This window comes from Duganella sp. CY15W, from assembly GCF_009857555.1.
GTDB classification, from domain to species: Bacteria; Pseudomonadota; Gammaproteobacteria; order Burkholderiales; family Burkholderiaceae_D; genus Rugamonas; species Rugamonas sacchari.
Map to the genome: position 1 here is coordinate 176307 of NZ_WWCQ01000007.1, position 24708 is coordinate 201014.

Here is a 24708-nt window from a genome sequence, read left to right on the forward strand (position 1 = left end):
TTGCGTACAGCGGCAATGCGGGAGAAGAGTAAAGTAGAAGTTATGAATAATTCCAAAAAAGTCGCAGGCCTGGCGGGCATCGTCAGCGTGTTGTGGATGGGTTTGACCGCTGCTGTCGCAGCCAATCAAAAGCGTTTGCTGTTCAATCCATTGGGCAGCAGGCGGGAAGTACTCAAGCCATACAGCAGCGGACACCGCACACGGCCTATCGTGGTGCGCTCGAAGGATGGCACACGCTTATCCGGCTGGCTCATGACGCCACCGGTGGCTGGCCCGCATCCGGGCGTGGTGTACTTTGGCGGACGCTCCGAGGAAATCTCCTGGGTCGCGCGCGACGCTGGCAAGCTGTTCCCGGGGATGGCGGTGCTGGCTGTGAACTACCGCGGCTACGGCGATTCGCACGGCGACCCGGCGGAAGAACACTTTGTGGAAGATGGCCGCATGCTGTACGACTGGCTCAGCGAGCGCCATCACGTCGATCCCAAACGCATGGCGGTGGTTGGCCGTAGCCTGGGTTCCGGTGTGGCGGTACAGGTGGCGATGGAGCGCGAAGCGCATTCCATGGTGCTGATTACGCCCTACGATTCCATCCTCGCCATCGCCAAGCGCAAATTCAAGGCGATCCCGGTGGAGTATGTGCTGCAGCATAAATTTGAATCGGTGAAGTACGCCCACCAGATCAAGGCGCCCACCTATGTGCTGCGCGCGGCGATAGATGATATCGTGCCGCACTCGCATACCGACCTGCTGGTGGAAAAACTGGGCATGCTGCATGCGGACGAAATCGTTCCCGATTCCGACCATATCAACATTCCCTATCTGGAATCGACGCAGACGCGTATCGCCAGTTTCCTGTCGGGCCGTTTCAATCAGCCCTTGAGCTGATGGTGCAGGCGGCGCAGGCCTAGCCATACGCCGGCGATCACCAGCGGCACGGCGATGCCGGTCATCAGGTCCGGATTGACCGGCAGGCTGCCCGCCTTCATGGCCTTGCCCACATAGCCCACCAGTCCCAGCGTGTAGTAAGAGATGGCCGCAACCGACAGGCCTTCCACCGCCTGCTGCAAGCGCAGTTGCTGGGCCGCGCGCGCATCCAGCGATTGCAGGATACGTCGGTTTTGCTGCTCCTGCTCGATGCCGACGCGCGTGCGCAGCAGGTCGTTGCTGCGGGCGATGCGCTGCGCCAGCGTTTCCTGCCGCTCTGCCACGGCGCTACAGGTGTTCATTGCGGGCGCCAGGCGGCGGCTCATGAACTCTCCCAGCGTTGGCGTGCCTTCCACGTGGACTTCGCGGAGTTCCTGGATGCGCGCCTGCACCAGGTTGAAGTAAGCCTGCGAGGCGGCGAAGCGGTAGCTGTTGTTGACCGAGATCTTCTCCAGTTGCGCGGCCAGGCCGGTAATCCGGTCCAGCAGCTCCTGGTCGCCATTGGCCTGGTTGCTGACCAGTGTCGCGGTCAGGCCGGCCAGTTCGTTCTCGATGCCGTTCAGTGCCGGTTGTGTGGCTTCCGCTTGCGGCAGGCCGAGCAAGGCCATCATGCGGTAGGTTTCAATTTCCAGCAGCCGGCCCACCAGGCGGCCGCCCTGGAACTCGCGCAGCTGCAAATCGCGCACCACAAAACGGCTGAAGCCATCGGGCTGGATCAGGAAGTCGGTCCATACCTGCGCGTTGGCGCCGGCGTGGCTGCCGACCAGTGACTTGCCCTGGAACAGATCCTGTATGCCGTCGGCGAAGGCGGCATCGTCCGCGTCCTTGCACAGCAGGACGTGGGCGGCGACGATGATTTTGCCGTCCAGCCCCGCCAGCCACTCCTGCGGCACGTGCTGCAAAGGCATGCGGTCGAACGAAGCGCGGCAATCGAGGCTGGGGTCGCCCGGTTCGACAAAGGTGTAGGTGGCGAACTCGGTATGGCATTCCCACTTGAGGCGGAAGCGGCCGAAGTCATGGAAGAAGTAGCGCGCCTGCGGATGCGGTGTGGCCACGCCGTAGTGCAGGCACAGTTGTTCCAGGATCTGGTGCTGGCTGCTGCGGTGGTTCTGGCGCGAGGGCTGGTCCTGCTGCAGGTACAGCGCAAAATGGGTCAGGCTTTCCGGCGCCTGCAATTGCAGGAACGGGCGTGAATGGATTTCCGCCGACAGCGGCACCCGCATCGGGTGATTCAGCTTGGCGAAATCGGCATTGGCACGGTAGGCGATCGACATGGGCTTCCTTCAAAGACTAGGCGCCAGGCACCCAGGCCAGCAGGTCGGTCACGCCGATATCGATGCCGGCCTGCGTCAGCAGCGTGCTGGCCTGGCCGCGATGGTGGGTCTGATGGTTGAAGAAGTGCAGCAGCACGCTGCCGAAGTGTTTGTGAAACAGGACACCCTGCGTGCTGCGGTATTCCAGCGTGCCGTCCACATGCCCGGGCTGGAGTTGGGGCGCCAGCGCAAGGATCATCGCGTCCAGCTGCTCGCGATAAGGACGCAGGGCAGCGACGCTATCGCCGAAGGTATGCCGCAGCGAGCCGGATGGCAGCGGGATATCGTGCATGGCCTGCAGTGCCGGGAAGGCGGCAGGATGGGCGGCAAAGCGTTTGAGCCAGATCGTGTCGCCCGCCAGCATGTGATTCATGGTGCCGCACAGGGAGCCAAAGAAGGCGCTACGGTCGGCAATCAGCTCGTCCTGCGAAAGCTGGGCTGCCGCGTCGTACAGCTTCTGGTTCATGTCGGCGTTATAACGCGCCAACAGGGCGATATGCTCAAGTATGCTCATTCGGTATCGCGTCTGGATTGGCCTTCATGAAAATCTGGTCATTGAGTCTGGACAGCATCATCGAGCGCTGGGTGTCGTTCAACTGTGGCAGGCCCTCACGCTCAGGTTCCAGCGTGGACAGCAGGTCGCGCGACATCGACTTGCCCGATGGCGTGGTGTGATCGTCTTTCAGCTTGCCCAGCGTGAACGTCAGGATACGGGTGGAGCGGCTGGCCTGCATTTCCAGCGTCGCTTTGGCCAGATTGCCTTTGTCGTAGCTGATATTGGTGCTGCTGCTGGCCGAGTCGTCGATCGTCACGAACTTATAGTTCTGCGAATTCAGGCTCAGTGTCAGCGCCAGCTTGGCGTCGGCCGATACCGGGGCGTGATAGCTGGCTTTCAGGTGCGCTTGCTGCTGCTGCGAGATGCCGCGGTCCAGCTGCGAGTGGCCGGTAATGCTGGTCTTTTGCGACAGCTCGTATTCGAAGGTATCCTTCTCCTGCGGCTTGCGTGGATTGGACGGCACTTCGGTCTGCGCGAACGATGCGTTGAAGTCTGCCAGGCCGGTAGTCATGGCGCGGTCCTGGTCCGTGAGCAGGATGCTGTTTGCTGGTGCTGCTGGCGGCGTGCCGTAGTCGCTGTTCATGTCCTTGAATGCATCCTTGAACATGCTGACCATGTCGGCATTGCCCTGGCCGCGCCCTGCCGCCTGGTCGACCTGCTGCAGATAGTTGTTCAGCGCCTTGGCTTGCTGCGCCTTGCTGCCCCAGCTGGCCGCCTGGCTCAGGTCCACGGCAATTTTTGCATTGCCGGCCGGGCCGTTAAAGCTGACCGTGCGCTGCGTGCTGTCGGCGTGGAATTCCAGCTGCTGCGTTTCTTTCGGATTGATCTTGACCTGGGCTTTGAGATCGACCGACGACAGTGCGTTATGGTCGAACTGCGTCAGGCCGGACAGGTCGATGCGTGGCGGATCTTCGGTCAATGCATCGATCGATTTCTGGAAGGCTTCCGATAACTGGCCCAGCGCCTTGCGTTCCGTTTCGTCCAATTTGCCATCGCTCTTCGCTTCCACAGCGATGCTGCCGTCGCCCGCGTCCAGCTTCAGTTGCACTTTCACACCACTGCGGGTAGTGACGGTCAGCGCGATCTGGTTGTCGCCCATGCCTTGCTGCGACACCTGCGACGGCGACACCAGCATGTCGTAGGTATCAACCTGCACGCCAGTTGGCGCCTGCTGCACCGACTGCGAAAAATCTTCGCCGTCATAGGCGATCTGCTTCAGCAGTTCACCGCCCAGACCTTTCAAGCGGCCAGCCATGGGCTGGTTGTTGAAGTTCTGCGCCATCAGCGTGGCGGAGGTGCTGCGGGTACGGTTTTCCCATACCAGCGGCTTGACCTGCGCGTCGCTGTTGGCGGCGGCGCCCAGGGACACCACGGTGGATGAATTACCGCCGGCCGGGGTGTTGGCGGCGCCCGAGTTGGACGTGTAGGCGCCGGCAACCACTGGATTCGCGGTTACCGAGGCGGTCCGATTCAGAGAGGTGATGGTAGTCATACCTCATTATAGGCCGGTTTATCGATGAAGTCTCACCGGCGGCAGCACCTTTGCCCGCAGCCAGTCCACCAGCGTGTGCGTCACCATGCGCGCAACGCCGTGCAGCTGCAGCAGATGCTTCTGATACAGGAGCCGGTACAGCAAGCGCGCCGCCGCACCGCCCACCTTGTAACGCCTGCCGGTGACAGGGCCGGTCAGGGCGCCGACCGCCGCCTGCTGGCCCAGCGAGATCAGCGAGCCGTAGTCGTGATAGCGGAACTGCGGACGGTTGCTGTCATCGCGGCGGGCCAGCAGGTCGGCCAGGAACATGGCTTGCTGGTGTGCGACCTGCGCACGTGGCGGCGCCGGACCTTTGACTGGGCAGACATAATTGGCGCAGTCGCCCAGTGCGTAGATGCGGCCATCGTTGGCGGAGCGCAGGCTGGCATCGACCATGATCTTTTTCAGATGGTTGGTGCTCAGGCCCAGCGTGGCGCACAGCTGCGGCGCTTCCACGCCTGCGGCCCACAAGGTCAGGTCGGCGCGGTGGGCGTGGCCTGCTGCATCGATCACCGCATCCTGCGTGACGCTGGCCACGCTGGTCGAGGTCAGCACATCAATGCCCAGTGAACGCAGATGGCGTGCCGCGCGTTGTGCTTGCAGCGGTTCCAGCTGCGGCAGCAGGTGCTGTCCCCGTTCGATGACGGTGATGCGGATGTCCTGCTCCGGGTCCAGCGTATGGATACGGTAGTCGGCCAGCGCGCGTGCTGTGTTGCTCAACTCCGCCGCCAGTTCGACGCCGGTGGCGCCACCACCGACAATCACCACGCTGACCGGCTGCCGGCTCTCGCTGGCGCGGGTGCAGGTATCGAAGAAGCGGCGGCGGAAGGACTCTGCATCGGCCACGCTGTCCAGCGTGAGCGCGTGTTCGGCGGCGCCAGGCACATCGTAGAAATTGGTGATCGAGCCTAGTGCCAGCACCAGTTTGTCGTAAGCGATGACGCGGCAGGCGCCATCGCTGCCGTCGCGCGGCGACAGTGTGATGGTGCGGTGGGCGCGGTCCATGCACAGCATCTCACCCTGGACGAATTCAAAGTCGTGATCCAGCGCCTGTGCGCTGAACGACAGCTCGGTGACTTGCGGATCGCATTTTCCCGAAGCGACCGTGTGCAGCAGCGGCTTCCAGAAGTGGCCGGGCCAGCGGTCCACCAGAACGATGTGTGCACGCTTGCTGCTGCCAAGCGTATCCCCGAGACGGGTGGCGAGTTCGAGTCCGCCCGCACCGCCGCCTACGATGACGATGGTTTCCATATTGCGCCTCCAGACGAGTTAAAAAATCTATGCAGCTCGATGCAGCCCCGGTGAAGGGCGTTGCTGATCCGGCGTATAAGGACTGGCCTGCAAGTCGTGCAGGGCGTCGAAGGTGATGAACTGGCGCGGACGCACGACGTCCGTACCGTAAGGGGCGACGGACACGGTCCACAAGCCGGCATCGGTGGCGGCGCGCAGTGCCGGCACTGCGGTGTCGATGGCGATGGCATCGTGCGGCGCCGCGCCCATGGCATGCAGCGCGTGGGCGTATGGTCCTGGGGCGGTCGCCGTCTCGAAGCTGATGCCGCCGGCAACAACGCTAAAGAGACTATTGACGTCGGCGCCAAAGTGGCGCTCCAGCAGCGCCGCAATGGCCGGCGCCGGCAGGTCGGTCAGGATGCAGATTTTGCTGCCGGCGGCGCTGGCGTCTTCGATCAGCGCCAGTGCGGCGGCTTGCACTTGCGGCGGACGCGCCAGCAAGGCCTGATGAAATGCGCGGTGCTTATCTTCCAGCAGTTCCGCCACGCGGCGCTTTTCGCGCGACAGCGGTGGCATGGCGACAGCGGCACTGATGGCACGGGCATAACCATGGGTGGCCGCAGCGGCGCGCAGCGCCGGCAGGGTCCAGCGGATCGACAGACCGGCATTGGCAAACGCCGTATTGCAGGCTGCAAGGTGCAGCGCTTCGGTGTCAAACAGCACGCCGTCCAGGCCCAGGAAGATCACGTCTATGCTCATGTCATTCTCGCTCAACGATGTCAGATGATTATGAATATAGAGGTAGAATGAATAAAAGAAAAATTAAAGATTTTGGATAATCAATAAGGATCACTTATGTATCACGCCAGCTTCCGGCAGCTACAGTCCTTGGTTTTGGTGGCACGCCACGAAAGCGTGTCACGTGCGGCCGACGCCATGCATCTGACACAGCCTGCGGTGTCGCTGCAGCTTCGCACACTGGAGGAAATCGCCGGTATCGCACTCACGCGCAAAGTGGGCCGTAACATCCAGCTGACTGCGGCGGGCGAGGTGATGGCGGAATTCTCCGAACGCATACTGCGCCTGTGGGAACAGGCTTCCGATGAACTGGCGGCACTGCAAGGCGTCACCTCCGGTACGCTGCGCATCGGCGCCGTCACCACGGCGGAGCACCTGCTGCCGCCGATGCTGGTGCCGTTTACGCTGGAGCGTCCCGATGTGCGCCTCAAGCTCCAGGTGGGCAACCGCACGGAGATCATCCAGATGCTGGCGCGGCATGAGATCGAACTGGCCATCATGGGCACGCCGCCGCGCGAGCTGCGCACCAATGCGGCCAAGTTCGCGCGCCACCCGATGGCGTTTGTGGCCAGTCCATCCCATCCGCTGATGCGCAAGAAGAAAATCACGCTCAACGATGTCATGGCGGCCAACCTGCTGGTGCGCGAGCGTGGCTCCGGCACGCGCACTGCGGTGGAAAAGCTGCTGCGCGAAGAAGGGCATGCGGCGGAATTCGGTTCGGAAGTGTCGAGTAACGAGGCGATCAAGCGCATGGTGGCGGCAGGACTGGGCGTGGGCTTTTTGTCGGTACACGCGTGCGGGCTGGAATTTGAAAACGGCCTGCTGGCGATATTGCCGATGCCGCAAAACCCGGTCGAGGCGGACTGGCACATCATGCACCTTAGCGATCAGCCCATCCCCAAGGTGGCGGCCGCCTTCCAGGATTTTGTCATCGACAACGGCCAGGACCTGGTGCGGCGCGAGCTGGAAGGCTTCTACAAGCAGCTGGGTAAACGCCGGTCGTACCGGTGAAACTACCGGTACAGTGGTGGTGACTGTTTGTTAAAGTGTACTGGTCGGTGCCAGTACACTTGGCCATACAATGCAAGTACACCTCATCAGACGGATACTGCCATGTCACTTGAACTGATCCTGCCACTGTGCACCTTTGCCGCCGTCAGCTCCATCACGCCCGGCCCGAATAACACCATGATCCTGGCCTCCGGCCTGAACTACGGCTTTGCGCGCACGCTGCCGCATCTGTTCGGCATCTGCTGCGGGCTGGCCTTCCTGATCGTGGTGTCCGGACTGGGATTGCAGGCGGTGTTCGCGCAACTGCCGGTGCTGCAAATCATCCTCAAGTACGCGGGCGCCTGCTACATGCTGTGGCTGGCGTGGAAGCTGGCCCACGCCAAACCGATGACGGGCGCCCAGTCCGGCCCGTCAAAACCCATGAGCTTTTTCGGCGCTGCCGCTTTCCAGTGGATCAATCCCAAGGCGTGGGTGATGGCCTTGAGCGCGCTGACCACCTATCTGCCGCCCGGTTTCAAGGCGATGGATGTGGCCACACTGGTCGGTGTGTTTTTTGTGATCGGCATGGTCTGCGTAGGCTCGTGGGCCATGTTTGGCGTGGCCATGCGCAGCGTGCTGCAGGACGCGCGTTCGGTCCGTATTTTCAACCTGGTGATGGCGCTGTTGCTGGTCGCCAGCCTGTATCCGATGCTGGCCTGATACCATAGGGTTTTACCGGATTTGAAGGAATGCTTATGTATCGTCACATCGCGCTGCTGTTGAACACCGCGTTGCTGGCCGGCGCCGTAGGCGCCGCCACCTTGCCGACCGACCTGATGCTGCCGGAGCCGGAGCGCGCCGCGCGCGGCTATGTGGAAAGCTGGGTGTTCAGCATCGAGATCGAATCGGACAAGCTGACCGGCATGGACGCCTGCCGCAAGCTGCTGACCGAACGTGGCTTTGTGCCGACCCTGTCCAAGACCGCCAGCTCGGCATCGCCGACCTTGCACTTCAAGATCGCCGGCCACAAGGAGTACGCGCAGGCCAACAAGGAGGCGGACGATGTACTGGCCGCTGTGCAGCAGGCCAAGTGCCCCGGCACGCTGAGCTGGAGTGTCACCTCCAGGCAGGCGCGCCCCTGATCAGTGCTTGATGTGCGGCAGCCGCAGCGTATGCAGGCGGCTGCGGATGGCATCCAGATCGGCTGGTTGCGCGGTCTGCTGCGCCATCAGATAACCACGCGCGAACTGGATCTCGCCGTCGGCTTCCGGATGGTCCTGTGCCAGTGCGCGCAGCAGCCGGTCGGCCACCGCGAGATCGTTATGCTGGCCCAATTCCTCCTGGGTGGCCGCCAGCGCTTTCAGATACGCGCGTGCGGTGCGCTTGCGATAGAGCGTGTGGAAGAACTCCAGTGCATAGCGCGCGCGTTTGGCGGCAATCCGGGTGCGGTGGGCGCTGGACGGATCATCCTGGTCCATGCGGTTGGCGCGTTTGAGCAGAGACTTGTGCAGCTGCTGCATGATCTGGCGCGAAAACTGCATCGCCGATCCGTTCAACAGCGGCGCCACTTGCAGCATCCACGATCCCAGCGTCAGCATCAGATGCGTGTAGCGCGGCGACAGCAGGGCTTGCGCCGCCTGCCGCCGTTTGGCGTGCGCCGTTTCCAGCGCCAGCGTTTGCAGCTGGCCGCCTGGCGTGGCGGTCACGCGCGCAAGTGTGGAGCACAGCAGCACATCCCAGTCGCGTGCCGCGCCCAGTTCCGTACCCAGCCAGTCAATATCCTGCTGCAGCGCGGGCAGGCATGGAGCGACGGTGGCGAACAGCTTCAACGCCGAACGCAGACGACGTACGCCGACGCGCATCTGATGCAGCGTTTCAGGATCGTGCCCTTCGATCACGGCAACTTCGTTGCGCTGGATATGTTCCAGGCAGTTGCCCAGCACCGCCGGCAGCGCCTCGCGCAGGCTGGCATCGGCGTCCAGCTGCAGCGCCTGCGCGTGATAGGGCGCGTGGGCCGTTTCGCGCACCAGCATGTAGCCGCGCTGCGCCTTGTTGATATTGCTGATGCGCAGAGGGATATCCTCCAGCAGCTGCAAGGCAAACGCATACAGGCCTGCAGGATCGCCGTCCTTCAGTTCCAGTTCGACTTCATTGACCGGTACCTTGCGCGACTGGCGTTCGATGTGGCCCACATCCAGCGCGACTTCAATGCGGTTGCCGCCGGATTCGACATCCCAGACGTGGCGCTGCACATCCACCACGAACAGCGATTCCAGCCGATCCTTCAGATCCGGCGCGGCGAGGACCGCCAGCCAGTGCACATCATCGCCGATCAGCTTGCGCAGCTTGCCGAGGCGCGGCCATGCGCGGTCGATCACGCCTTCCCACTCATTGCGGCTATGCAGGCCGCTTTGCACGCTGCCGCCGGCCTTCATGGTTTGCACCCATTCGCCATCGACCATCCGCACGCGCAGGCCGGCGCCGTGACGCAGCAGGTGCAGGTCCGGCGTATCGAAATAATGCGCGGTCAGTTGCTGCACGCGTGCGGGCGCGCCGAGCAGCGGATGCTGTAGCAGCAGCTCGTTATCCTGCGGGTCCAGCAACAGTTTGAGTTCGACTTCCATCTGATCAGTGTAGAGAAAAAGGGCGATGTGCAGCGCACGCCTTTAAGCGCCGCGTGGCAGGATTTGCAAGAGTTGCGCCCAGGCAGGCACTGCCGCGCGCCAGAAGGCGTCGATGCTGTCCGCCTGCACCTCCAGTCCCAGGAAGCGGGCGGCAGGCTGCATGGCGTTGCGCAACAGCAGTTGCGGATCACCGCCATCGTCAAACGCCTGCGCACCGGTTTGCTTGGACAACTTGTCGCCGACCTCGTTGACCACCACCGGCACATGCAGATAGCTCGGCTGCGGCAGGCCCAGCGCCTGTTGCAGGTACAACTGGCGCGGCGTGGAGTCCAGCAGATCGGCGCCGCGCACGATGTCGGTGATGCCCTGCGCGCCATCGTCCACCACCACCGCGAGCTGATAGGCCCAGAAGCCATCCGCGCGGCGTAGCACATAGTCGCCCACCTCAGCCGTGATGTCCTGGCTGTAATGGCCGAACCAGCGGTCGTCAAACGACAGCACGCAGTGCGGCTGCTGCGGCAGTTTCAGGCGCAGCGCGTGACCCACCTTGCCCGGCGCCAGGCCGTGGCGGCAGGTGCCCGGATAGATGGCGGCAGCGATGTCCTTGCGCGAGCAGCCGCAAGGGTAGATCAGCTCGCCAAGCTGGGCGACGGCCTGCTCGTACAGCGCGTAACGCTGGGTCTGCCATGTCACCTCGCCGTCCCAGTGCATGCCGCAGCGTTGCAGCGATGCCAGGATGTGCGCGTCCGCGCCGGCGACATTGCGGCCGACATCCACATCCTCGATACGCACCAGCCACTGGCCCTGGTGCGCCCTGGCGTCCAGATAGCTGGCCATGGCGGCAACCAGCGAGCCGATGTGCAGGGGACCGGTGGGCGAGGGCGCAAAGCGGCCGATATAGGGAAGTCGTACAGTCATGGCCGCCATTTTAACGCGGCCAGCCCATGCTGCGCTGCGCCATGGCCAGTGGCCGGAGCGGCCGGCAAATCGCATACAATGTGCGCGCGGAAAAACCGCACAGATCACTTACGCCCACAGGACATCATGACAAAAATGAAGACATCCTTAGTTGCCTCCGCGCTGGCCATGAGCTTTGCGCTGGCATTCCCCGCCCATGCCGACGCCGGTAAAACCGCTGGCGTGCAGGAAGCGCCGCTGCGCGCCCATCTCGCCTTCCTCGCCAGCGACCTGCTGGAAGGGCGCGGCACCGGCCAGCGCGGCGGCGACCTGACCGTCGCCTACCTGGAAACGCAAGCGATGGCGCTGGGTCTGAAGCCGGGCAATGGCAACAGCTTCCGTCAATCCGTGATGATCGCTGGCGTCAAGACGCAGCCGGCCGACAGCACGCTGAAACTGGAAGCGGGCGGCAAGGCGCTGGACATCGCCTTCGGCAAGGACTGGGTGTTCGCCCCGGGTGATGCCACCGCGTCGCACAGCTTCAATGCCGACCTGGTGTTCGTCGGCTACGGCATCACCGCGCCGGACGAACAGTGGAACGACTACAAAGGCACGGACCTGAAGGGCAAGATCCTGGTCATGATGGTCAATGACCCACAGCCGACGGCCGAGCAGCCGAACCGCTTCAATGGCAAAGGCCTGACCTACTACGGCCGCTGGACCTACAAATTTGAAGAAGCCAAGCGCCAGGGCGCGGCCGGCGTACTGCTGATCCACACCACGCCAAGCGCATCGTATGGCTGGAGCGTGATCCAGAACAGCTGGTCGGGCGTCGAGCGCTTCCAGCTGGCGGCCGGCACACTGGGCACCCAGCTGCAGGGCTGGATGACCGAAGACACCGCCCGCTCCCTGTTCACCGCAGCGGGCCAGGACCTGGACGCGCTGCGCGCAGTGGCCGAGAAAAAAGACTTCAAGCCGGTTCCGCTCGCCGCCAGGCTCAACGGCGACATGCGCGCCGCCGTGCGCAAGGTTGAACAATTCAACGTCGCCGCCGTGGTGCCCGGCACCGATGCCAAGCTCAAAGACGAAGTCGTGATCTACAGCGCACACTGGGACCACCTGGGCAAGCAGGGCGACAGCGGCGACACCATTTTTAACGGCGCAGTCGACAACGCCTCCGGCTCGGCCGCACTGCTGGCGATGGCGCAGCAGGCCAAGCTGGCGCCGGCCAAGCGCAGCCAGATGTTCCTGTGGGTCGCGGCCGAAGAGCAGGGTCTGCTGGGCAGCGCAGCCTACGCCGCCACACCACTGTGGCCGCTGGCGAAAACCGCCGCCAACCTCAACCTCGACAGCCTCAACTTCGTTGGCGCCACGCGCGACATCGGCACCCAGGGCAGCGAGCGTACCGAGCTGGGCAAACTGGCCGAAACGGCGGCCAAAGCGATGGGCATGAAAATCGCTGAAGCCGAGCCGGACCTGGCGGGCGGCTACTTCCGCAGCGACCACTTCAACTTCGCGAAAAACGGCGTGCCGGCGTTCTCGATTGAATCCGGCAGCGACTACATCAAAGACCCGGCGGGCGCCAAAGCCAAAGCGCAGGCCTATGGCAAGCGCTACCACCAAGCCAGCGACGAATATGACGCCAGCTGGGACCTGTCCGGCATGGTCCAGACCGCGCAATACGCGCTCAACCTGGGCCGCCTGATCGCCAACGGCGCCAAGCTGCCCGAATGGAAAGCCGGCGACGCCTTCGCCGTCCCCCGCAACAAATAAAAATCCGGGGTCAGTTCTTGCAATCCAACACGAGCACAGCCGTACTCGCGAGTACGGCTGTGCTCGTGTTGGATTGCAAGAACTGACCCCGGATTTTAGCGGAAGCCGAGGGTGATGGAGGTGCCGGTCAGGTCGATGCCTTTGATGGAGATGCTGCCGAAACTGCTGCCTTCGGTGCCTTTGACGCGGATGTTGTTGAAGGCGATTTCGCCGATCGAGGACGGTAAACTCAAGGTCAGGCTGCCGTCTTTGTTGACGGTGGCGGCAGCCTTGCTCGGGTCGTAGACGACGTTTTTCATCGAGGTGTCGGCTTCGAGGAAGCCCAGTACGGGATTGAGCAGCTTGCTCATTTCGCCGATCACGGCCACTCCGTTGCCTTTGGCCTGTTTGACGGCGTTGACCAGGTCGTCACTGAGGCCCTGGGCTGAAGTCTCTCCCAGTTCTTCTTCTGTCAGCGCCTGCAGGGCGCGTTCTTTTTCTCGCCCGAGCATGACCGGCGCGCTGGCGGCGGCCACGGCGGGCAGGGCGGTGGCGGCATAGGTTTCCAGCGGCGCCAGCAGTGAAGCGGCGATGGCGGCGGCCATCCGCAAACGCCGCTGCTTGCGCAGCGCGTGGTCGATGTTTTCCTGGGTGATCAGGTTTAATTCGGCAAAGATGTCACCCAGCCGCTGGCCGGTCTTGCGTTGCAGTTCGATCGCGCTGGCCAGCTGTTCTTCGGTAATCAGCTTCTGTTTGACCAGCAGCTGGCCCAGCATTGATTTGTTTTGATTGCTTGAAAGCCATCCCATGGCGGTCTCCTTTTATGCGGACTTGCGCCGCGGCGCAGGTGCTTGTAGTACGTCCGGTCCCGGTCCCGGCTGGTGTGCCAGGTGCTGGATGTCCGATGGCGCCATGCCGAACCAGCGCTTGCACGCGCGGTAGAACGCGCTCGGCTCCGAGAAGCCGAGCTGGAAGCTCAGCATTTTGAGCGACAGTTCGCCCGCGCTCAGCGATTGCCGCGCCAGCTCGCGCCGGGTGTCGTCGACCAGGTTGGTGAAGCTGGTGCCTTCTTCGGCCAGCCGGCGTTGCAGCGTGCGTTCGCTCATCATCATTTGCGCGGCGACGTCGTCGCGGTGCGGCGGCCCTTTCGGCAGCAGGCTGGCCAGCAGCGTTTGCACCTTGGCGCTGAAGGTGGGCGGTTGCGCGGTGGCCAGCGTGGCCAGCACGGCTGCGCCGCCACCGTTCATGAGCGGCGGGGCGGCCGGCAGCGCGGTGACCAGGTCGGTGTCGGAAAATTCCATGACGTTGTACGGCATGTCGAACCGTACCGGGCAGCCGAAGGTTTCCTCGTACACGTGGGCGTCGCCCGGCTCCGGGAAGTTGTATTCCACCACCACCGGCGCGATGTCGTCGCGGCCGGCGGCGCAGCGCAGCGAACGCAGCAGTACGCACCAGACGAAGTCGTAGCGCTGGCGCGGCACTGCGCGCTGGGCGCCGGGCAGCACCAGGCCGACGCGCGTGTTGCCATGGCAGCGTTCGATCGAGCTTTGCACGGTCGGCGACACCAGCATGATGTGGCCCATCACGCCCAGCCAGCCGAGCCGGTGCGGCGCGGAGATCTTGAGGCCGATCAGCGGGTCGTTGGAGTGCGCCACCAGCAGTTCCCACAGGTGGCTCAGTTTGTCCGACAGCGTGAGGGCGTCGCAGGCCAGGCCGTCGCCTTCGTTCAGGCCGGCTTGGGCAAACAGTGCGTCGGCCTGCACGCCCGACTGCGCCAGGCGCGATTTCACGCCGCGCACCAGATGCAGGGCGGAGGAGTAGGTCATGGCGTTACCGCAGCGCGCAGACGCAGGCCGATTTTCTCTTGCAGGGCCTGCAGTTTCGGATCAATCACGGTGCGGGTGTCGGCTGCCACGCCTTCGCCCAGGGTTTTCTGCATCTCGGGCACCATGGCTTCAAATTTCTTTTTCACGGGCGATTCAAGCAGCGCGATCAGTTGCTTGAGCTCGTCCTCGCTGTAGCGCTCGGCCAGCATGGGGGCCAGCTTGCTCTGGATCAGTTTGTCGGCGCTGGCGCGGGCGACGGGCGTGGTCTCGGCCAGGAATTTCTTGGCTTCGCCGACGATGTCGTTCATGGCCGCATCGCGCTTGTCCGGCACGGCGCGGCCTTGCAGCATCACGCGCGCCTGTTCGACGGCGTTGCGCACATAGCCGTTGAGCATGGTCTCGCCAATGCTGTCCGGGTTCCACAGCTTGAGCACCTTGTCGACCAGCGCCTGCTTGGCTGGCGATACCGGCGCCGTGTCGCCGGCGGCGTAAGCGCCGGCGCAGGCCGCGCTCAGTACCAGCAGCGCCAGGCCACGTCGGATGTGTTTGCTTGTTTGGTTCATGGGTGTGCTCCTCCAGGTAAATCAGAAACGCTTGTTGAGTTCAAAGCCAAAGTAGCGCACGCGGATGTCGCCGCGCACGTCCTGTCCCGCGTACGGGTTGTAGATGATGTTGAGGAAAGTATTGCAGTTCATATTGCAGCTGGTGTTGGCTGGCGCGTTGAATTTGCCGCTCATGTAGGAACCGGTGATGTTGATGTCGGTGTCCTTGTTGAGCTTGAAGCCGATGCCGGCGCTCAGCAGCTTGGTGTCCGGCAGCGGCGCCAGCAGGTCGATCTTGTCGGCCGGGACCGAGGTCTTGCGCGGCTCGTAGCCGAGGCGGATCGACAGGCGCTCGAATGGATTGAGCTGCAGGCCGTAGGCGAAGTTGACCACGCTCTTGTAGCCGCGCGGGATCACCAGCTTGCCGGAATCGGGGATGCCGTACAGGCGCGCTACTTCCAGCAGCTTGATGCTCTGGTCGAACTGGAAGCGCAGCGCGTCCCATTCGCTCCAGCGCGCGTAGCTGGCGTCGACATTGAGCTGCACGTATTTGACCGGCTTGAGCTTGATGCCGACCTGCAGGTGCGACGGGAATGGAATCGTCGCGCTCATATTGCCCTTCTGCTCGGCCGGGATCGAGGTCGGAAAACCCAGCACGGCGCCCGCGATCGGTCCCAGCAGGCTGGCGTTCATGCCGCGCACGAAGTTGCGCAGCATGGGCTCGGTCTTGAACATATAGCTGCCGGTGTAGTGGGTCTTGGAGCCGCCCTGGTACACCACGCCCAGCGCAAACCAGTCGCGCGGTTCCCACAGCACGCCCAGGTTGATGGTGGGGTCGAACGGTGCCGTCAGTTCGACGCGCATATTGGCGGCTTTCTTGAACGGGCTGACCATGCCGTCCTTGCCGCCGCCGCACACGCCAAAGCCGAACACGTCGATGATGTTGCCACCATCTTCCGGGCACCAGCCCTTTTGCAGCTGGCCAAACACGCCCAGCAGTTCGTTGGGGAAGCGCATATTGGTGTCGACCACAAACGCGGCGTGGGCGATCGGCACGGCCACGCCAAAGCGCAGCGTGTCGGAATATTTGTAGCCCACCGCCGGCGCTGCGTACACCAGGCGCTGGATCTGCAGCTGGCGGCCCTGGTACTGGCCGGGGTCGTTGGGATCGCTGGTGCGGTCCAGGCTCATGGCCTGCGCCATATAGCTGTCGGTGCCAAAGGTCCATGGCGAGCCGGGCTTGTTCCAGGTCATGCCGATGCCGGGCACGGCCACGGCCGGCAGGCGCCAGCCGGGCATGCCGTAGCCGGGCACGTACATGATCTGGCGTACCGGACCGGTGGAGGTGTTGGACAGCGGGTCGTCGCGCCAGCCGCCGACGTCAAAGTTGGGGCCGGGCGAAAAGCTGGCGCTGGTGCGGATCGAGGCGACAAAGTTGTGGATGCTCTCGCTGTCGCCCGTCATGCGCGCCAGCCCGGCCGGGTTGAAGTGGATCGAGGAGACGCCGGGCGGGTCGGCCGTGACGGCATTCCCCATCGCCATCGCAACCACGCTGGTGGTGAGGTTTTCGGTCAGCGCAGCGTATGCCGGTGCACAGAGTGCGCCAGCAACTGCGGTAGCGATGGCGAGACGGCGCATCATCAGAAGCTCAGTGGCAGATTCATGCCTACAACCAGGTTGGGCGAGTCGGGCGTGACGCCGATGCCGACCGAGAAGTTGACCGTGGTTTTAGGCGACACGCGGTAGCCCAGGCCCATGTTGAGGATGCCCGAGGTCTGCATATGGGTCTTGGCTTCGAGGCCGTCGGCAAAGCGCAGCTTGGAGCCGGCCGAGATCGCTTCCTGGAAGGAGATCGTGGTCGAGATGCCATATGACAGCGCATACGCAAAGCCAAGCCCGAAGCCGACGCTGGTGCCGGGCTGGACGCGGGTCAGGATGCGCGAGCCGTTGACCTGCCACAGGTTCTTGGCCGGCAGGCTGGCGGTAAAGTTCAGCGAGCCGAACAGTGCGACCGGATCGACGATCTTGTTGATATTGAGGCCGACCGTGGCGGCGGCCACGCCGCTGCCCGTCGCTTCGCCGCTGCCGGCAATGATCTTGAACGGGCTGCGGCCGGTCGGCAGGCGGACGTTGCTGGTCACCGTCAGGCCCGGGGCGTCGCGGCGCGCTTCAAATGGCTGCCAGCGCGCGCCGACGCCAACGTCGCCCAGCGAGTTGGACATGCCGCTGCGCGCGGCCGTGTCGGCGTAGCGCGAAATCAGCGGCAGCGTGACGTTGGCGGTCAGGTTGTCCAGCACGCCGTAGTCGGCCGAGAAGGTGTTGGTGACGGTGTGCGAGTTGTTGTTCTCGATGTTGAACAGCGTGGCGTTGCCGTTGGCAATGTCGGTGACGATGCGCTCTTCGCCCACATAGCTGTAGCTGAGATCGTAGGTGAGCTGCATCTGGTTGCGGCGGATCAGCGTGTACTGCTTGTCGACTGCGGTCAGGGTCTGCTTGAGCAGGGCGCTCTGGTCGCCTTCGCCTTCCTTCTTGGCCAGCGCGTCACGCGCGGCATCCGCCGTGGCAGGGGTGGGCTGGGCCGGGGCGGCGGCCGGTGTCTGGGTTTCCTGGGCCAGGGCGGACGTCGCCATCAGCGCCGCGGCGACAGCAAAGGGGAGCATACGAAACTTCATATCGGTTTCCTTGTGAGAGTGATTGCGCTGAGGGGATTAATTGCGGTGCATCCAGGTGCCGGCCGCGCCCGAGTTCACGGCGCGCATCAGCAGTTGGGCGGAATTGCTAAGCGGGTCCTGGCGGCCCTTGCCGGTGACGCGGTCCATATCGACCACGCCCAGCTCCTGGTCGGTCAGGGCCAGCTGGCCGACCGGGGTCTTGCCCTTGGCCGGCGAGATGATGAACAGGGTGTTCTTGTCCCACCAGCGGCCGAACTCTTCGACCGAAAACACGATGTTGCCGGCCGACGGATCGGCAATGTAGACCACGCCGTCACGGATGCCGCGCAGTACCACGAAGTGCTTGGAACCGGCATAGTCGATCGGCACGATGGCTGGCTCGTCGAGTGTCATGAGGTCCTTGATCTCGGCCTTGAAGCCGGCGCCGTTCATGCCCAGCGAGCCCACATAGCGCTTCATGTCCAGCAGCGAGAAGCCGCGGCGCTCGATGATTTTTTCCTTTTCGCCTTTTTCCAGCATGCCTTCCATGGCCTGCTGCTCGTTGACCATCACGCCCAGGTGGTAGTTGAGGATGGTCACCAGCGCGGCCGAGCCGCAGCTGAAGTCAAACGCCTGGCGCACGATGTGTTTGTACTTGAGCTCGGAAAATGGCTCGATCCGCACGGATTGCGCATAGGCGCCGCCCCCGGTCAGGGTTTGCGGAATCTCGAACTGGCCCTTGGGCCGGTCCAGCGGTTCGTGTCGGGACATGACACCGGCGCCGCCGATCAAGGCGGCGACTACTCCCAGCAGCAGCATCAGCATGGCTCAGCCTTTGCCATGCGCGCGTGTACGCGGGCAGGGGAGCGCGCTCCAGCGCGCGCGAAAAAAAATGTGGTGTAAGGGCTGCTGCAAAGCGTTGGCGTAAGCTTCGCCCAGAGGCGTCCGGCGCCCCATTGCGTGTGTCATGCGTGTCTCCGTTATTTTGATACGAACGGTCGTGCTTTATTTAAGCGACAACTCGTCTTTTCTTTTTTGTAATTTATTAACGCATGGTTTTTGGAGCCACCGCATCTGATTTTTTAGAAATGTGACTCTAGCTTTTGCCCCGCTTCTTATGCTACGGCAAGCTGGCGGCGCCGCGACAAATGCACAACACCGCGCTCACTCTGTATGGCTCGCAGGGCCAAGTTGTTGGCTTTCGCGGTCAGCGCAACATGCTGGACCCGCAGCCGCGCCGACTCATATGATTAATTTAATTAATATCCAAATATTAAGATTTTCACGACCCGGTCGCGGTGCGCCGGCGCTCTTACCGGAGTGCCGGAAGGGGACCGCAGGGACGTGAACCCGCAGATAACAATTCACTTACAACCGGAGATACCAAATGCACATCATCAAAACCGCAATCGCTACCGCCCTGGCAACCCTGGCTTTCTCGGCATCGGCCATGACCCCGATCCAGGACGCCGAACTGAGCACCGTCAGCGGTCAGGACGGCGTGTCGATCGCTGCTAACCTGAACATCAAGATCGATTCGTTCACCTACACCGACACCGACCCGCTCGACGCCAACGGCCTGGGTGGCGGTTCGGTTTCGTTCAACGGCATCAAGGTCAATGGCCTGATCGCTGCTGAAATCGACATCCTGTCGAAAAAATCCTTCCTGGCCGCAGCCGGCGCTGCTGGCGTGACCAACCCAGGCACCTTCTACAACCCAGCCACCGGCGGTGACGTGGTGCAGATCGCCATTCCACAATCCGTGGTTGCTGACGGCCACTACCTGAACGTGTCGGTTGACGCGATCAAGATGGGCAACAGCGCAGCTTCGTTCGGTTCGGTCGCCCTGAACCAGATCGACATGCGCGGCACCACCGTGTGGATCTTCGCCCACTAATCGGCCCGGCTCGCCAGGCCTGTTGCTTGGCCTGACGCGTCATGGACGATGCTCGCTGCGGGGCCATAAGATGGCCCCGCAGTATCAAAAAAACATAGAGATAAATACCAAAACCATTACGGAGACGATCACATGCAATTCATCAAAACCGCAGTCGCTGCAGCCCTGGCAACCCTGGCCTTCTCGGCATCGGCCATGACCCCAATTCAAGACGCAGAGCTGAGCACGGTCAGCGGCCAGGACGGCGTGTCGATCGCTGCCAACCTGAACATCAAGATCAACTCCTTCACCTACACCGACACCGACCCGCTGGACGCCAACGGTCTGGGCGGCGGTTCGGTATCGTTCAACGGCATCAAGGTCAACGGCCTGATCGCTGCTGAAATCGACATCCTGTCGAAAAAATCCTTCCTGGCCGCAGCCGGCGCTGCTGGCGTGACCAACCCAGGCACCTTCTACAACCCAGCCACCGGCGGTGACGTGGTGCAGATCGCCATTCCACAATCCGTGGTTGCTGACGGCCACTACCTGAACGTGTCGGTTGACGCGATCAAGATGGGCAACAGCGCAGCTTCGTTCGGTTCGGTCGCTCTGAACCAGATCGACATGCGCGGCACCACCGTGTGGATCTTCGCTCACTAATCAGCTGAGCAGCGGCAGCCGCGTCCGGTGCTCCCGGCGGCTGCCGCATCACACCACCATGACATTCACCACACTGCGCCAGTGGCTGGCCGGTGCGGCGCTGCTGTGCGGCATGCAGGCAGCGTCAGCACAGATGCAGCCGATGAGCGAGGATGAGCTGTCGGCCATGCACGGCCAGGGGCTGGTCACCATGACCAACACCAGCCTGAACGGCTTCGACTTCAGCAAGGTCGCGCTGGACGCCGACATCACGCTGAGCGCCAACCTGCGCAATATGCGGCTGGGCGAATACACTTACGCCGCGCGCAACGGCAGTGGCGCCGACCTCGATATCCCGCTGCTGCAGTTTGGCCGCAGCGATGGCACCGACGCGCAGCGCGTGGTGCAGATCAGTAATCCCTATTTTGAATTTGTCTACCGCAATGCGGCCGATGGCGCCTCGCGCGAAGCGATCGGCATGCGTTTTGGCTTTGAGTCGATCAAGGGCGATATCGGTTTGCAGATCACCACCTTGTCCGGCTCGATGAAAGTGACCGGTACTGCCGCCGATGGCGCCACCGTGGTGCTGGATTCGCGCACCGACGCGCTGGGCGGCAAGCGCTGGGATGGCGCGTGCACCGGATCGTGCCTGTCGCTGGCGCAGCTGGGCGGCGTGACGGCTGGCGACGCCAGTGGCGGCAGCCGCGACTTCTGGATCTCGCTGCTGAAAACCAATGTGCAGTTCCCCAGCGCTAGCGGCTTGCCGGCCTCCGACACGGCGCAGGCCGGCATGTGGCTGAACTGGCGCGACAAACTGCAAGCGCTGAACACCAGCGGCATCACGCCGCCCAACCTGCCAAAGGGACGCTGATGCGGCGCGCGCTGGCGATGGCACTGCTGCTGTGCGCGCAAGCCGCGTGGGCCATGGAGCCCATGAGCGACAGCGCCATGTCCGCCGTGCGCGGGCGCGATGGCGTCAGCTTCGACCTGAGCGGTTTTGCCATGAGCGGCGATGCGCGGGTGAGCTACACCACCCCGGTCGGTTCCAGCCTGTACGTGGAAAAATTTGCCGCCTCGCGCAGCGACAGTGCGCAGCCGTTTTCCGATCCCTACCGGCTCGACGTACTGGCCGGGCCGCCGGGTCTGGCCAACTACATCAACATCGCATTTCCCGCCAACGCCACAGGCGAACAGCGCTGGCAGATGGCGTATGACTGGGGCATCGGCGCCGATGGCGTGGTGCGCGAGCAGGGCAGCGTGGTGGTCAAGGACCTGGCGTTCTACGGCGGCGGACTGCAATTCACCACGCCGCAAGTCAACGACGGCATTGCCTTTGGCGCTGCGGTCAAAATGGATATCGGCCAGCTGTCGTTCCAGCCGCGCGGCCGCAACGACCCGACCGAAGCGATGGTGCTGAGCGGCATACACATCGGCGCGGTGGATGGCGGACCGTGGGTGCTGGCCCATGTGGCCTCGCAGCCGGGCGTGATCAATGCGCTGGCCGATGAAAGCGGGCCGCGGCTGCACATCGGCATCGACTGGCCGGATGCGCGCTATGGCAGCGGGCAGGCGTCGGCGGGCAGCATCGTGGTCGACAATATCTCGTTCGTGAGTCCGGGGCAGCCGACGGTGGACCTGGGCTCATCGCGGATCGGCTCGGTGCAGATCCAATACCTTGATATCAAATTCAAGCAATGATGAAGCGCGCCTTGTTCCTGCTGCTGTGGGCTGGCCTGGCGCAGGCGGGCGAGCTGCGCGCGCTGGATGACGGCGAGCTGTCGCAGGTCAGCGGCGGCGACGGCATCAGCTTTGCGGCGCACGTGGTGCTGAATGATCCGACGCTGGTGGGGGCGGTGGCGGACAGCCGGCTGTCGCTGGGCTTTAGCGGCGATGGCGGCTCCAAGCGCTACATCGTCTTCAAGAACGTGCGCGGCACGGTGGACATGTTTGCCGTCAGCCTGGGCGTGCAGACGCGCACCGATGGCGGCGGCGACTACATCGCCATCGGGCTGCCGGGCTACGTCAAATACACCAACTTTGGTTTTGAATCGCTGAGCGTACAAAACGACCCCAACGCGCCGGTCACGGGCAACCTCGGCAGCGTCAACATCAACGGCGTCGTGTCCTTGCAAGGCCAAGTCCGCTTCTGGGGACACTAATCCGGGGTCAGGTCCGTCATTTCTACACGGCCTCTACCGTAGCGCACGCTACGGTAGAGGCCGTGTAGAAATGACGGACCTGACCCCGGAGTTTATTTGCGTTCGGTGGCGAAGACGCAGAGGGCGATGACGGGGAAGGCGAGGCCGGTCCACAGGACGCCGGTCCAGCCGTGCGCGGCAAACATCCAGCCGCCCAGCGAGGAGCCGATGGCGCCACCCATGAAGAACAGCGCCATGTACAGGCCGTTCAGGCGGCTGCGGATTTCTGCCGGCAGCGCGAAGATGGCGCGCTGGCCCGTCACCAGGTTGGCGGAAACGCCCATGTCGAGGATGATGGAGGTGGCGACCAGTACGCCCAGGTTGACCAGCGGCGTGCTGTGGATGGCCAGCGGCAGGATGAACGCCAGCGCGCCCAGCATCAGGGCGATGAGGGTGTTGGAGCGGCTCTTGCCCTGGTCGGCACGGTGGCCGGCTATCGGTGAGGCGATCGCGCCCGCTACGCCGACCAGCGCGAAGATGGCGACGCCGGTCTGGCTGATGTTGAAGTGCGGCCCCGTCAGTTCCAGCGAAACGCAGGTCCAGAACAGGCTGAAGGCGCCGAACATGCAGCCTTGGTATGCGGCGCGGCGGCGCAGGACGGGCGTGGTTTTGAGCAAATGCCACATCGAACTCAGCAGTTCGAAGTAGTGCATGCCGCCTTCCGGCTGGCGCTGCGGCAGTTTGGCGCGCAGCAGCAGGGCCAGCGCGGCGGTGGATATTGCGGACAGTACGAAGATCGCATGCCAGCCCAGCGCATCGGCAATCACGCTGGACACGGGACGTGCCAGCATAATTCCCATCAGCAGCCCGCTCATGACTTTGCCCACGGTCTTGCCGCGCGTTTCAGGCCGGGACAGGTGGGCCGCAAACGGCACTACGATCTGTGCCGCGACTGAACCGAGGCCGATGCACAGGCAGGCAAACAGGAACAGGTTGGCGCTGCTGGTGACGGACGCGGCCAGCAGGGCCAGTGCGGTGACCAGCAGCGCAATGACGATGAGGCGGCGGTTTTCCAGCAGGTCGCCCAGCGGGACGATAAACAGCAGGCCGATGCAGTAGCCGATCTGGGTCAGGGTGACGATGAGGCCGGCAGCACCGGGATCGAGGCCGGTGGCTTTGCTGATCGGGCCGATCAGCGTTTGCGCGTAGTACAGGTTGGCGACGATCAGGCCGGTCGCGATGGCGAACAGCCAGACCATGCCGGGAGTAATGTCTTGATGGGCTTGGGATTGGCTCACGTCAGGCTCCGAAAAATTTGGAAGGCCGACATTCTACCGGGCTTGGCAGTTTGCTGCTGGACGTGAGCCATTTCTTACAGTCCCGCCTGTTCGCGCGCCAGCGATTGCCGCACTTCAGCGGTGATTTCGTAGGAGCGCAGGCGCTGGGCGTGCTCGTAGATCTGTGAGGTAATCATGAGCTCGTCGGCGCCGGTGCGGGCGATGAAGTCCTGCAGCTGGCGGCTGACGGTAGGCGCTGCGCCGATGGCGGTACAGGACAGCACAGAGTCGAGCATGGCGCGCTCGGGCAGGCCCAGCGATTCCAGGTAGCCGGCTTTCGGCGGCGGCAGTTGCGATGGCCGGCCGGTGCGCAGGTTGACGAAGGCTTGCTGCATGGAGGTGGCGCGGAAGTGCGCTTCTTCGTCGGTGTCGGCGGCAAATACGTTAAAGCCGAGCATGACGTAGGGCTTGCTCAGCTGCGCCGATGGCTGGAAGTTGGCGCGGTACAGCGACAGCGCCTGCAGCATCATCTGCGGCGCGAAGTGCGAGGCGAACGCAAACGGCAGTCCGAGGTGGGCGGCCAGCTGGGCGCCAAAGGTGCTGGAGCCGAGTATCCACAGCGGCACTTTCGCGCCTTTGCCGGGCACGGCCATGACGCGCTGGCGCGGGTTGTCGGACATATAGTCTTGCAGTTCCAGCACGTCTTGCGGGAAGGCGTCGGCGTCGGTCTCGAGATTGCGGCGCAGCGCGCGGGCGGTGGTCTGGTCGGAACCGGGGGCACGGCCCAGGCCGAGGTCGATGCGGCCGGGGAATAGCGCTTCCAGTGTGCCGAACTGTTCGGCAATCACCAGCGGTGCGTGGTTGGGCAGCATGATGCCGCCAGCGCCGACGCGGATGGTACTGGTGCCGCCGGCCACATGGGCCATCACCACGGCGGTCGCCGCGCTGGCAATGCCGGGCATGCCGTGGTGTTCCGCCAGCCAGTAACGCTGGTAGCCCCAGCGCTCGCCGTGCTGCGCCAGGTCCAGCGTGTTGCGGAACGAGGCGGATGGATTGCTGCCTTCGGCAATCGGGGAAAGGTCTAGTATCGAGAATGGAATCATGGGTGTTACCTCATCTGGTCATCACAAGCCCATTGAAA

General features: G+C 63.5%; 25 protein-coding genes. 10 read left to right on the top strand and 15 right to left on the bottom strand.

Features of this window, described 5'->3' with window-relative positions; translation table 11 throughout:
* Positions 1–42 precede the first annotated feature (42 nt).
* Entirely contained in the window at positions 43–885 is an 843-nt protein-coding gene (locus GTP58_RS27630; RefSeq protein WP_072784714.1) for an alpha/beta hydrolase, read from the top strand.
* Here GTP58_RS27630 and GTP58_RS27635 read toward each other — a convergent pair.
* Genes GTP58_RS27635 through GTP58_RS27655 form a run of 5 tightly spaced genes read right to left on the bottom strand, consistent with a single transcriptional unit; the run spans position 870 to position 6313 of the window.
* A complete protein-coding gene (locus tag GTP58_RS27635) occupies positions 870–2198 on the bottom strand; it encodes a DUF3422 family protein (protein WP_161080197.1) in 1329 nt (442 codons plus the stop codon). The two genes, GTP58_RS27630 and GTP58_RS27635, sit on opposite strands and share 16 nt — an antisense overlap.
* A gap of 16 nt (positions 2199–2214) precedes the next feature.
* Entirely contained in the window at positions 2215–2751 is a 537-nt protein-coding gene (locus GTP58_RS27640) for a DinB family protein (protein WP_161080198.1), read from the bottom strand.
* The gene (locus GTP58_RS27645; protein ID WP_161080199.1) at positions 2738–4285 is read right to left on the bottom strand and encodes a hypothetical protein; all 1548 of its coding nucleotides are present in this window, start codon (positions 4283–4285) and stop codon (positions 2738–2740) included. Before GTP58_RS27645 ends, GTP58_RS27640 begins: the two co-directional genes overlap by 14 nt.
* Before the next feature lie 18 nt (positions 4286–4303).
* Positions 4304–5575 (bottom strand): NAD(P)/FAD-dependent oxidoreductase, encoded by a 1272-nt coding sequence (locus GTP58_RS27650; protein ID WP_161080200.1) that lies wholly within the window; start codon positions 5573–5575, stop codon positions 4304–4306.
* A gap of 27 nt (positions 5576–5602) precedes the next feature.
* Entirely contained in the window at positions 5603–6313 is a 711-nt protein-coding gene (locus tag GTP58_RS27655) for an HAD family phosphatase (protein WP_161080201.1), read from the bottom strand.
* 96 nt (positions 6314–6409) lie between these two features.
* Between GTP58_RS27655 and GTP58_RS27660 the strand changes: the two genes are divergently transcribed.
* From GTP58_RS27660 to GTP58_RS27670, 3 genes are all read left to right on the top strand, one after another.
* Positions 6410–7363 (top strand): LysR family transcriptional regulator, encoded by a 954-nt coding sequence (locus GTP58_RS27660; RefSeq protein ID WP_072784707.1) that lies wholly within the window; start codon positions 6410–6412, stop codon positions 7361–7363.
* 102 nt (positions 7364–7465) lie between these two features.
* On the top strand, positions 7466–8062 hold the full coding sequence (locus GTP58_RS27665) for a LysE family translocator (protein WP_161080202.1): 597 nt from the start codon (positions 7466–7468) through the stop codon (positions 8060–8062).
* 35 nt (positions 8063–8097) lie between these two features.
* A complete protein-coding gene (locus tag GTP58_RS27670) occupies positions 8098–8484 on the top strand; it encodes a hypothetical protein (RefSeq protein ID WP_161080203.1) in 387 nt (128 codons plus the stop codon).
* On the opposite strand, the gene GTP58_RS27675 is transcribed toward GTP58_RS27670, so the two are convergent.
* Together GTP58_RS27675 and gluQRS are read right to left on the bottom strand one after the other, a co-directional pair.
* Positions 8485–9966, bottom strand: a complete 1482-nt coding sequence (locus tag GTP58_RS27675; protein ID WP_161080204.1) for a CHAD domain-containing protein — start codon at positions 9964–9966, stop codon at positions 8485–8487. It lies immediately after the preceding gene.
* Between the two features lie 42 nt (positions 9967–10008).
* The gene (gluQRS, locus tag GTP58_RS27680; RefSeq protein ID WP_161080205.1) at positions 10009–10884 is read right to left on the bottom strand and encodes a tRNA glutamyl-Q(34) synthetase GluQRS; all 876 of its coding nucleotides are present in this window, start codon (positions 10882–10884) and stop codon (positions 10009–10011) included.
* 126 nt (positions 10885–11010) lie between these two features.
* On the opposite strand from gluQRS, the gene GTP58_RS27685 reads away from it, so the two are divergent.
* Positions 11011–12636 (top strand): M28 family peptidase, encoded by a 1626-nt coding sequence (locus GTP58_RS27685; RefSeq protein ID WP_161080206.1) that lies wholly within the window; start codon positions 11011–11013, stop codon positions 12634–12636.
* A 95-nt stretch (positions 12637–12731) separates the two neighbouring features.
* On the opposite strand, the gene GTP58_RS27690 is transcribed toward GTP58_RS27685, so the two are convergent.
* From GTP58_RS27690 to GTP58_RS27715, 6 genes are read right to left on the bottom strand one after another with little or no spacing between them, the layout of a single operon-like run.
* Complete coding sequence (locus tag GTP58_RS27690) at positions 12732–13424, bottom strand: hypothetical protein (protein ID WP_072784698.1); 693 nt, start codon at positions 13422–13424, stop codon at positions 12732–12734.
* 12 nt (positions 13425–13436) lie between these two features.
* Positions 13437–14441, bottom strand: coding sequence for an AraC family transcriptional regulator (locus GTP58_RS27695; RefSeq protein WP_072784697.1), 1005 nt, complete (start codon positions 14439–14441; stop codon positions 13437–13439).
* Complete coding sequence (locus tag GTP58_RS27700) at positions 14438–15004, bottom strand: DUF2059 domain-containing protein (RefSeq protein ID WP_161080207.1); 567 nt, start codon at positions 15002–15004, stop codon at positions 14438–14440. Before GTP58_RS27700 ends, GTP58_RS27695 begins: the two co-directional genes overlap by 4 nt.
* Before the next feature lie 21 nt (positions 15005–15025).
* Positions 15026–16624, bottom strand: a complete 1599-nt coding sequence (locus GTP58_RS27705; protein ID WP_161080208.1) for an OmpP1/FadL family transporter — start codon at positions 16622–16624, stop codon at positions 15026–15028.
* Complete coding sequence (locus tag GTP58_RS27710) at positions 16624–17655, bottom strand: transporter (RefSeq protein ID WP_161080209.1); 1032 nt, start codon at positions 17653–17655, stop codon at positions 16624–16626. Before GTP58_RS27710 ends, GTP58_RS27705 begins: the two co-directional genes overlap by 1 nt.
* 36 nt (positions 17656–17691) lie before the next feature.
* Positions 17692–18459, bottom strand: a complete 768-nt coding sequence (locus GTP58_RS27715; RefSeq protein WP_072784694.1) for a C39 family peptidase — start codon at positions 18457–18459, stop codon at positions 17692–17694.
* 562 nt (positions 18460–19021) lie between these two features.
* Between GTP58_RS27715 and GTP58_RS27720 the strand changes: the two genes are divergently transcribed.
* From GTP58_RS27720 to GTP58_RS27740, 5 genes are all read left to right on the top strand, one after another.
* Entirely contained in the window at positions 19022–19531 is a 510-nt protein-coding gene (locus GTP58_RS27720) for a DUF6160 family protein (protein ID WP_072784693.1), read from the top strand.
* Between the two features lie 132 nt (positions 19532–19663).
* A complete protein-coding gene (locus GTP58_RS27725; protein WP_072784692.1) occupies positions 19664–20173 on the top strand; it encodes a DUF6160 family protein in 510 nt (169 codons plus the stop codon).
* A 58-nt stretch (positions 20174–20231) separates the two neighbouring features.
* Positions 20232–21023 carry a hypothetical protein gene (locus GTP58_RS27730; RefSeq protein WP_161080210.1) on the top strand — a complete coding sequence of 264 codons (792 nt, stop codon included), beginning with the start codon at positions 20232–20234 and terminating at the stop codon, positions 21021–21023.
* Positions 21023–21850: a DUF6160 family protein gene (locus GTP58_RS27735; RefSeq protein WP_202413885.1), complete on the top strand. Its 828-nt coding sequence runs from the start codon at positions 21023–21025 to the stop codon at positions 21848–21850. Before GTP58_RS27730 ends, GTP58_RS27735 begins: the two co-directional genes overlap by 1 nt.
* The gene (locus GTP58_RS27740; protein WP_229215776.1) at positions 21847–22311 is read left to right on the top strand and encodes a hypothetical protein; all 465 of its coding nucleotides are present in this window, start codon (positions 21847–21849) and stop codon (positions 22309–22311) included. Before GTP58_RS27735 ends, GTP58_RS27740 begins: the two co-directional genes overlap by 4 nt.
* A gap of 92 nt (positions 22312–22403) precedes the next feature.
* Here the strand turns inward: GTP58_RS27740 and GTP58_RS27745 are convergent, their stop codons facing one another.
* Positions 22404–23549 carry an MFS transporter gene (locus GTP58_RS27745; RefSeq protein ID WP_161080275.1) on the bottom strand — a complete coding sequence of 382 codons (1146 nt, stop codon included), beginning with the start codon at positions 23547–23549 and terminating at the stop codon, positions 22404–22406.
* 113 nt (positions 23550–23662) lie between these two features.
* Positions 23663–24670, bottom strand: coding sequence for an LLM class flavin-dependent oxidoreductase (locus tag GTP58_RS27750; RefSeq protein ID WP_161080211.1), 1008 nt, complete (start codon positions 24668–24670; stop codon positions 23663–23665).
* Positions 24671–24708 lie beyond the last annotated feature (38 nt).